The organism is Actibacterium sp. (assembly GCF_041584535.1).
Classification (GTDB): domain Bacteria; phylum Pseudomonadota; class Alphaproteobacteria; order Rhodobacterales; family Rhodobacteraceae; genus Actibacterium_D.
Genome location: NZ_JBFHDW010000089.1, coordinates 1 through 8925 on the forward strand (window position 1 = coordinate 1; position 8925 = coordinate 8925).

At 63.9% G+C, this 8925-nt stretch carries 7 protein-coding genes and 1 pseudogene; 4 read left to right on the plus strand and 4 right to left on the minus strand.

The window, feature by feature from the left end:
* Both ABYW26_RS06285 and ABYW26_RS06290 read left to right on the plus strand, forming a co-directional pair.
* The coding region (locus ABYW26_RS06285) for a class I SAM-dependent methyltransferase (protein ID WP_372603936.1) at positions 1 to 354 on the plus strand (354 nt) is incomplete at its 5' end.
* A 14-nt stretch (positions 355 to 368) separates the two neighbouring features.
* Positions 369 to 998 (plus strand): DUF3833 family protein, encoded by a 630-nt coding sequence (locus ABYW26_RS06290; RefSeq protein ID WP_372603937.1) that lies wholly within the window; start codon positions 369 to 371, stop codon positions 996 to 998.
* On the opposite strand, the gene ABYW26_RS06295 is transcribed toward ABYW26_RS06290, so the two are convergent.
* The 4 genes from ABYW26_RS06295 to ABYW26_RS06310 form a co-directional block, all read right to left on the minus strand.
* Positions 908 to 1786: a transglutaminase domain-containing protein gene (locus ABYW26_RS06295; protein ID WP_372603938.1), complete on the minus strand. Its 879-nt coding sequence runs from the start codon at positions 1784 to 1786 to the stop codon at positions 908 to 910. The two genes, ABYW26_RS06290 and ABYW26_RS06295, sit on opposite strands and share 91 nt — an antisense overlap.
* A 4-nt stretch (positions 1787 to 1790) precedes the next feature.
* Entirely contained in the window at positions 1791 to 4091 is a 2301-nt protein-coding gene (locus tag ABYW26_RS06300) for a circularly permuted type 2 ATP-grasp protein (RefSeq protein WP_372603942.1), read from the minus strand.
* Between the two features lie 90 nt (positions 4092 to 4181).
* On the minus strand, positions 4182 to 7136 hold the full coding sequence (locus ABYW26_RS06305; RefSeq protein ID WP_372603939.1) for a DUF2126 domain-containing protein: 2955 nt from the start codon (positions 7134 to 7136) through the stop codon (positions 4182 to 4184).
* Between the two features lie 93 nt (positions 7137 to 7229).
* Positions 7230 to 7535, minus strand: a complete 306-nt coding sequence (locus ABYW26_RS06310) for a transglutaminase N-terminal domain-containing protein (protein WP_372603940.1) — start codon at positions 7533 to 7535, stop codon at positions 7230 to 7232.
* 145 nt (positions 7536 to 7680) lie between these two features.
* Between ABYW26_RS06310 and ABYW26_RS06315 the strand changes: the two genes are divergently transcribed.
* Together ABYW26_RS06315 and ABYW26_RS06320 are read left to right on the plus strand one after the other, a co-directional pair.
* Positions 7681 to 8484: an HAD-IIB family hydrolase gene (locus ABYW26_RS06315; RefSeq protein WP_372603941.1), complete on the plus strand. Its 804-nt coding sequence runs from the start codon at positions 7681 to 7683 to the stop codon at positions 8482 to 8484.
* 15 nt (positions 8485 to 8499) lie between these two features.
* Positions 8500 to 8925: pseudogene (locus tag ABYW26_RS06320) on the plus strand (glycosyl transferase); the annotation flags it as partial.

Here is an 8925-nt window from a genome sequence, read left to right on the forward strand (position 1 = left end):
GCCATGGTTCAGGCGATCACCGTGCCCGATAACTATTTCGACACCTACCGCCAGACCAGCGATTACATCCGGCAATACACCTTCCCGGGCGGCATGTTGCTGAGCGACGGTTTGATCGCCGAACAGGCGCGCAAGGCCGGGCTGGTGGTGCGCGACAGCTTTGCCTTTGGCCGCGATTATGCCCGCACCCTGCGGCAATGGACCGAGGCGCTTGAGGCCGAAACCCGCCGGATCACCGAATTGGGCTATAGCGAGGCTTTCCTTCGGAACTGGCGGTTCTATCTGGGAATATGCGCCGGGTCGTTCGAAGTGGCCCATACGGATGTGGTGCAGGTCGAACTGGCCCACGCCTGACAACGGAAAAACACATGACCGAGATTGTTCTCTGCCTTGCCCTTGTGGCGATGGCCCTGTTCGCCCTGCGCCGCACCAGCTTTGCCGCGCAACCGATCGACAGCTATGCCACTGCGGAACCGGGGTTCGAACTGGACCGGCATCTGGCCGGGCCGCTTTTGTCCGAAGGGGTGATCTTTGGCCCCACTGGCAAGACCGCCGCCCGCTTTACCGCCCGGATGCACGGCGAATGGCACGGCGACACCGCGACCTTGAACGAGGAATTCCGCTTTGCCAGCGGCGCCCGGCAATCGCGCTGCTGGCACATCGTCCGTGGCACTGGTGGGGCGTTTTCGGCAACGGCGGAGGACGTGATCGGCACAGCGCGGGGCCAATGCGCCGGCAACGCAATCCGGATGCGTTACAAGCTGCGGCTTGAGGCGGACGCCGGCGGGCATGTGCTGAACGTCACCGACTGGCTGTTCCTGATGCCAGATGGCAGCATCATCAACCGTTCAGAGTTCCGGAAATTCGGCCTGAAGCTGGGCGAGCTGGTGGCGACGATCCGACCGGCTCAGAACAGCGGCACGACATCGACCGACTGGCGGCTGGTATGTTCGCCCGACGACCGCATCACCCCGCGCACCGGCGCCACATCGGCATAATCGCGGCCGCGCCCGATAACGATGTGATCGCTGCCCGCCAGCATGTTGTTGGTCGGGTCGATCTCGATCCAGCCCATCTCGTATCCGCACCACGCCCGCACCCAGGCGTGCATCGCATCCGCGCCTTCCAGACGCGGTTTGCCCTTGGGCGGCACGGTTCGCAGAAAACCGCTGACATAGCCCGCCGGGATGCCCAGACTGCGCAGGCCGGTGATCATCACATGGGTGAAATCCTGACAGACGCCATGGCGGTTCTCGAACGCCTCCAGCGCCGAGGTATCCGCCGTGGTGGCATTGGCGTCAAAGGTCATATCCCGATGCAGCGCCTCGCTGAGGGCGCGGACGGCCTCGAAACAAGTGGCGGTATAGGTCGCGGCGGTGCGGGCATAGGCGGCGATCGACGGATAAAGGGCAATCCGCGGCGACCGACCCAGAAAGTGATGCGGCGAGATCGGGTCCAGACTGCGATTGCCGGCGATCTCGCGCGCCAGATCAGGCAGGCGCGGCGACACATCCAGAAACGAGCGCGGCGTAAGCCGGGTGACGCGGGCGTCGATCTTAAAGATCAGCGTTTCATGCGGGGCGGTATAGGCCACTTCGTCCCAGCGATTGCCAAAGAAATCGGTGCCGGTGAACCATTCCTCGGGCCGGGGTGTGCTGGTCAGCTGCGCCATCGTGACCTGCTGTTCCCCGATCAGATCGGCAGGCAACAGCCGCAGCACCTGCCGCGAAAACGCGGCGGGGTGGTCATAGTCATAGGCGATTTCCATGCGAATGGCATATTGCATGGCGCTATCTCAGGAAGGTCTGGGTCAGGTGATCGGACAGGGCATCGACCCGCCCCGACAGGCCCGACAACAGCCGGTGATCGACCGCCTCGGCCGTCAGCAGCGCCAGATCGGTATGCAGGCGCAACACGTCGCGGCGCAACGGCGACAGGCGCCCGCTGGTTTCGGCACCCGGCATCCGCTTGAGATGTTCCTTGATCAGGTCGATCTGATAGCTGAACGCGCGCGGGTTCTGGTTGTCCAGTAACAGCAGATCGACAATCGACGCCCGGTTGGTGCCGACCGAATAGCGGCGGCGATGGGTCATGGCGCTGTCACCGATCTCAAGGATCAGGTCCAGTGCACCGTAAGGTTTCTTCGGCGCCAGAAACTCGGCCAGGCTGTGGCCACCATTTCCGGCGCGCTCGATCGCGCGGCCCAGCGACAGGAAACGCCAGCCGGTGAAACGATACATGTTGTCATGCACCAGACCCGAAAAGCCGGAGATCTGATGCAGCAGGGTGCTGAGGGCACGGGCGGTGTCGTCGCCGGAATTCAGATCGGCCGGCAGGGCGCTGACCGCCTGCCTGAGCGCCGCCAGCGCCGCCGAGCCATCGACCGAGAACCGGTCGCTGACCTGTCCGGCACAGGCATTCGCCGCGTTCAGATTGGGCAACAGCGCCGCTTGCGGCGGCTTGGCCGTATCGACGCCATAGCGCGCCAGATAGCTGCGCATCATCTTCAGCAGCGGCGCATCGTCATCGGCGCTTTCGGCCAGCCGCGCGTGATAGGCGCGCAGCACCCGCATCAGGTGCTCGGAACGTTCGACATAGCGGCCCAGCCAATACAGGTTGTCCGCCGCCCGGCTGGGCAGCGCGGTCTGTTGCTTGCGGGTAAAGCGGCCCGTGCCCTTGGGCAGCATGGTTTCGGCGTCACTGGTATTGCCGCCGACCACCCAGACATCGGCCACCTGACCGCCCGACTGCATCGACAGCCGGTCGGGGTGATGGCCGCCGCCGATCCGCGCGAAACCGCCGGGCATGACCGCCCAGCCCTGTTCGGTGCGGGCCAGAAACACCCGCAGGCTCATCGGGCGCGGTTGCAAGCGTCCGTTGACAAAGGCCGGGGCGGTCGACAGCCGCACCCGTTCCTGCGCCACCAGTTCACTGCCACGGCTTTCCAGCAATTGCGCCAGCTCCGGGGCCGACAGATCCGCAAAGGCGGTATCGTCATGATCGGCCTCGGGCGCGGTCGAGAACGCCCGGCTGAGGGTCATCGTATCGGCAAAGCGGGCGACGTGATTGCGCTCTTCGCTGCCGCCGCACCACCATGTGGCGATATTCGGAATCCGCAGCGGTCGGTCATGCAGGGCCTGCGACAGCCGCGGCATAAAGGCCAACAGCGCCCGGGTCTCCATAATGCCGGCGCCCAGCGCGTTCACCATGGTCACATTGCCATTGCGCACCGCGCGCAACAGACCCGGCGTGCCCAGCCGCGAGCCTTCGTTCAGTTCCAGAGGATCGGTCCACGACGCATCCAGCCGCCGCCACAGCACCGAAACCGGCTGAAGCCCATTCACCGTGCGCACCATCAGCTGGCCTTTATCGACGGCCAGATCCTCGCCTTCAAGCAGCATGAAGCCCAGATAGCGGGCGATATAGGCGTGCTCGAAATAGGTGTCGTTCAGCGGCCCCGGCGTCAGGATGCCGACCCGGCTGTTGTCATCGCCGCGCAGGTCCATCAGCGAGTCGCGGAACATGCGAAAGAACCCGGCCAGCCGCGTCACATCGGTGTTGTCATACAGCCCGGAATAAACCCGCGATGTCGCCATGCGGTTTTCCAGCGCGAAACCGGCGCCAGAGGGGGCTTGGGTGCGGTCACCCAGAACCCACCAGTCGCCGCGCGGCCCGCGGCCGATGTCAAACGCCAGAAAATGCAGAAAATGCCCCGAGGCCGGTTCGACCCCGACCAGCGGCCGCAGCCATTCCGAATTGGCCCCGATCAGCGCGGCAGGCAAAAGCCCCTGATCGACCAGCGTGTTCTCGCCATAGACATCACGCAGCACCGCCTCAAGCAGGTCGGCGCGTTCGCCCAGACCGGCGGCGATTTCTTCCCATTCGGCGTGGTCGATCAGCACCGGCATATGGCTGAGCGGCCAATCGCGGGTGCTGGCCTCGTTTTCCTCATAACGGCGATAGAACACCCCGGCATCGCGCAGATACTGGTCGCCGCGCGACATGCGCAGCACCATTTCCTCGGGCTTGATCTGGGCCAGCCGGTCCATGAAGGCACGCCAAACGGGGCGGACGCGACCGTCCGCCGTCATCAATTCATCGGGCGCGCCCTGCAAAGGCCTGTAGTCCTGCAGAAATTCTTTCAGCACCGGCGGAGGATTCCCTTTAGCTATCCCCGCTGATCAGATGCCCGGAGAGCGCCTGAGGTCAAGGGTCATCGGGAATTCCCTGTGCGGTAGTTCCGGCGGAGGCACATAAAGATCGGGGGTGTGGCCCCGTGCCTCGAACCGCGCCAGTCGCCGTGCTTGTGCTTCGTTGCCGTTGACCGGGAAGGTGTCATAGTTGCGCCCGCCCGGATGCGCGACGTGATACACGCAGCCGCCCAGCGCCCGCCCGGTCCAACTGTCGAAAATATCGAAGGTCAGCGGCGCGTTGACCGGCAGCACCGGATGCAGCGCCTCGGGCGGTTGCCATGCCTTGAACCGCACCGCGCCCACCGACACGCCACCGGTTTCAGTCGCCTGAAGCGGCACGCGCCGCCCGTTACAGGCGACAAAATAGCGCTCGGGGTCGGTGGTGGTCATCTGCACCTGCAACCGCTCGACCGAACTGTCGGTATAGCGCACCGTGCCGCCGATCGCGCCGGTTTCGCCCAGCACGTGCCACGGTTCCAACGCCTGCCGGATTTCCAGATGCACGCCGTCGTAATCGACCTCGCCGCAGAACGGAAAGCGGAATTCGGCCTGCGCCTTGAACCATTCCGGGTCCATGGTGAACCCGTGCTCGCCAAGGTCGCGCAGCACGTCAAGGAAATCTTCCCAGATGAAATGCGGCAGCATGAACCGGTCGTGCAGGCGGGTGCCCCAGCGCACCGGGTTGCCGGTCAAAGGCTTGTCCCAGAACCGCGCGATCAGGGCGCGGATCAGCACCTGTTGCGCCAGACTCATGCGCGGATCCGGCGGCATTTCAAAGCCGCGGAATTCGACCAGACCCAGACGCCCGGTCGGGCCATCGGGGGAATACAGCTTGTCGATACAGATCTCGGCCCGGTGGGTGTTGCCGGTCACATCAATCAGGATGTTGCGCAGCAAGCGGTCGGTCAGCCACGGCTGAGGCGCGGCGCCCTGTCCCGGCAGCGGGATCTGCGCCAAGGCGATTTCCAGCTCATACAGGCTGTCATGGCGGGCCTCGTCGATGCGCGGCGCCTGACTGGTCGGGCCGATGAACAGGCCCGAGAACAGATAGCTTAGCGATGGGTGCCGCTGCCAATGCAGGATCAGGCTTTTCAGCAGATCGGGCCGGCGCAGAAACGGGCTGTCCAGCGGGGTCGAGCCACCGACCACCACATGGTTGCCGCCACCGGTGCCGGTGTGGCGACCGTCGATCATGAATTTATCAGCACCCAGCCGCGATTGGCGGGCCTCTTCATAGACGGCCTCGGTGATGGCCTTGCAATCGTCCCAGCTGTGGGCGGGGTGGATATTCACTTCGATCACGCCCGGATCAGGGGCAACGCGGATCACGTTCAGGCGCGGATCGGGCGGCGGGGAATAGCCTTCGATATGCACCGGCAGCCCCAGATCAGCGGCGGCGGCTTCGGCCATCGCCAGCAGTTCGAGGTAATCCTCGACCCGCTCGGTCGGGGGCATGAAGATGCACAGGCGGCCATCGCGCGGCTCGACCGACATCGCGGTGCGGACCTTGCCGCCCTCGACATCGCCCAGTTGCTGTTCGTGAATATCCTGACCCGGTTCGCTGGAGGCAAAGCTGGCCACGTCTTGCGTGCGCCCGGATTTGTCGGTGTGAATGCGCGCATCGGGTTTGCGACGCGGCTTGCGCACATCGCGCAGCGGTCCGGATTGTGTCGCCGGATCAGCGACATAGCTATAGGGATAGTCGCTTTTGGGAATATGCGGCAGCGCCTCAAGCGGCAGGCGAAAGCCGACCGGGCTGTCACCGGGAATAAGGAACAGCTTGCCGCGCCGGGTGCGCCACAGCTCGGACACCCAGCCCCCCGTCGCCTTGGTCTGCCAGCGTTGGATCGGCAGCACCATGCCCGAAGGTTCGGTCAGGCCGCGATCGAACACGCGGGCGATGCGGTGGCGTTCTTCGGGGTCTTTCAGTTTCGAGTTTTCCGGCGTAACGTTCTCGGGCAGGTTGCCCTCTTTGATCAGCCATTCCGCCGGGTCTTCATAGGCGGGCTGAACGTGCTCGGGGTTGACGCCCAGACCTTCGGCCATGTGCTGCAACAAGGCCTGCGCATCCTCGACCGTGGCGCCGGTTTCAACGCCTTCTTCGGCGACCAGATCGGGGTTTTCCCAGACCGGCGCGCCATCCGCCCGCCAATATAACGAGAAGGTCCAGCGCGGCAGGCTTTCGCCCGGATACCATTTGCCCTGCCCGTAATGCAGGAACCCGCCGGGGGCAAAGCGTTCGCGCAGGCGGCGGATCAATTCGTCGGCCAGCCCGCGCTTGGTCGGGCCAACAGCGGCGGTGTTCCACTCATCCGCTTCGAAATCGTCGATCGACACGAAAGTCGGCTCGCCGCCCATGGTCAGGCGCACATCGCCATCGGTCAGCGCCTTGTCGACCTTCTGACCCAGCGCATCCAGCGCCTGCCACGCATCGTCCGAGAACGGCTTGGTGATGCGCGGATGTTCAGCCACGCGGGTGACGGTCATATCAAAGTTGAAATCGACCTCGGCATAGCTGGCCAGCCCCGAGATCGGCGCGGCGTTGCGGTAATGCGGGGTCGCGGCCAGCGGAATATGGCTTTCGCCGGTCAACAACCCCGAGGTCGGGTCCAGCCCGACCCAGCCCGCGCCGGGGATATAGGCCTCGCACCAGGCGTGCAGATCGGTGAAATCGTGATCGGTGCCCGAGGGGCCATCCAGCGCCTCAAGATCGGGTTTCAGCTGAATCAGATAGCCCGACACGAACCGCGCCGCGACGCCCAGATGGCGCAGCGTCTGCACCAACAGCCACGAACTGTCCCGGCACGACCCACGGGCCAGATGCAGGGTTTCGTCCGGGGTCTGAACGCCCGGCTCCATGCGGATGGTGTAATCCACCGCCTGTTGCACCTTCGAGTTCAGCGCCACCAGAAAATCGACCGTGCGAATGCTGGTGCGATCCACGGAATCGACGAAATCCTGCAACGCCTTGCCGCAGGGCTCGCGCGTCAGATAGATCGACAGGTCCGGCAGAATGTCCTGCGAATACTCGAACGGTCATTCCTCGGCGCTTTCCTCGACGAAGAAATCGAACGGGTTATAGACCGACATATCGGCCACAAGATCGACTTCGATCTTCAGCTCGTTCACCGGCTCGGGGAACACATAGCGCGCCAGCCAGTTGCCATAGGGGTCTTGCTGGTAGTTCACGAAATGCGGTTGCGGCGACACTTTCAGCGAATGCGAAATCACATGCGTGCGGCTATGCGCGGCCGGGCGCAGGCGGATTACCTGCGGGCCCAGCGTGACCGGGCGATCGTATTTGTAATGCGTAAGGTGGTGGATTGCGGCTTTGATGGACATGCGAGTTTTTGACCCCTGTATTCGGGATTAAATTTTCACGATTCCCCGAGCGGCACTATCCCGACTGCGGTGATTTTGGGCATTGGCCCCATTTATATCCGTGCTGCGGGTGCACAACGCCGAAAAAACTGGCAGTCTGACCGGGATGACCGAGACAGAATCGCCCAGGGCGACACAGGCGCCGCTGATCGTGTTCACCGATCTGGATGGCACGTTGCTGGATCACCACAGCTATAGCTGGCGCGCCGCCAGCCCGGCATTGGCACGGTTACGCAAGGCAGGTGTGCCGGTCATTCTGGCCAGTTCGAAAACCGCGACCGAGATCGCGCTTCTGCGCGATCAGTTGGGCTTTGGCGACTGTCCGGCGATTGTCGAAAACGGCGCTGGCCTGTTGCCTGCAGGGGCCGCGCCCGAGGTGGACCTGACGCAATACCGGGCGCTGCGTCAGGCGCTGGACCAGATTTCCCCCGATTTGCGCCAGCAATTTCAAGGCTTTGGTGACTGGGGCACAGCAGGCATTGCCGACCACACCGGCCTGTCGCTGGCCGATGCCGAAAAGGCCGGACAGCGCGCCTTTTCCGAGCCGGGCCTGTGGTCGGGTGACGCCGCCGGTCAGGCCCGGTTTATCGCCGCACTGACCAAGGCAGGCATCACCGCGCGATCAGGCGGACGGTTCCTGACCCTGTCTTTCGGCGGCAGCAAGGCCGAGCAAATGAACAACGTTCTAAAGCTCTACACCTCCCCGCGCTCGGTTGCGCTGGGGGATGCACCGAACGACATCGAGATGCTGATGCGCGCCGATATCGGCATCATCGTCGCCAACCCCGACCACCCGCCGCTTGCCCCCCTTGCGGGCGAATCCGGCGGCCGCATTCGTCGCACGACCCTGCCCGGCCCCGCCGGGTGGAATGACGCCATGATGGCAGTGATGGATGAATTTGGAATTTGAGCAGGAGACCCCTTCATGGCCGATTTTCACCAGAACGGTAACATCGCAACGCTGCATAACCTGCGCACCCTGCCGCCCGAGGCCATGGCTCATGAGCTGTCGACCTTTGCCCAGACCCGCAAGATCAGCCTGATCCTGCCCTCGCTGTTTTCCGAATTGGAGGGCGACGCCCTGCCCAATATTCTGGATGAACTGGCGCAGGTGCCGTTTTTGCACCGGATCGTCATCGGGCTGGACCGCGCGAACGAGGCTCAATACCGCCACGCCCGCAAATTCTTTGACAAGCTGCCGCAAGACCACGTGGTGATCTGGAATGACAGCCCACGCATGAAAGCGATGCATCAGCGGCTTGAACAACTGGGTCTGAACCCGGGCGAGCCGGGCAAGGGCCGCAATGTCTGGTTCTGTCTTGGCTATACTTTGGCCTGCAAGGACAGCGCC

Bases quoted from the DNA above. Each gene is read 5' to 3' on its own strand.
- ABYW26_RS06300 (WP_372603942.1), bottom strand. From the start codon at position 4,091: ATGACGGCGGACGGTCGCGTCCGCCCCGTTTGGCGTGCCTTCATGGAC.
- ABYW26_RS06290 (WP_372603937.1), top strand. From the start codon at position 369: ATGACCGAGATTGTTCTCTGCCTTGCCCTTGTGGCGATGGCCCTGTTC.
- ABYW26_RS06315 (WP_372603941.1), top strand. From the start codon at position 7,681: ATGACCGAGACAGAATCGCCCAGGGCGACACAGGCGCCGCTGATCGTG.
- ABYW26_RS06310 (WP_372603940.1), bottom strand. From the start codon at position 7,535: ATGTCCATCAAAGCCGCAATCCACCACCTTACGCATTACAAATACGAT.
- ABYW26_RS06295 (WP_372603938.1), bottom strand. From the start codon at position 1,786: ATGCAATATGCCATTCGCATGGAAATCGCCTATGACTATGACCACCCC.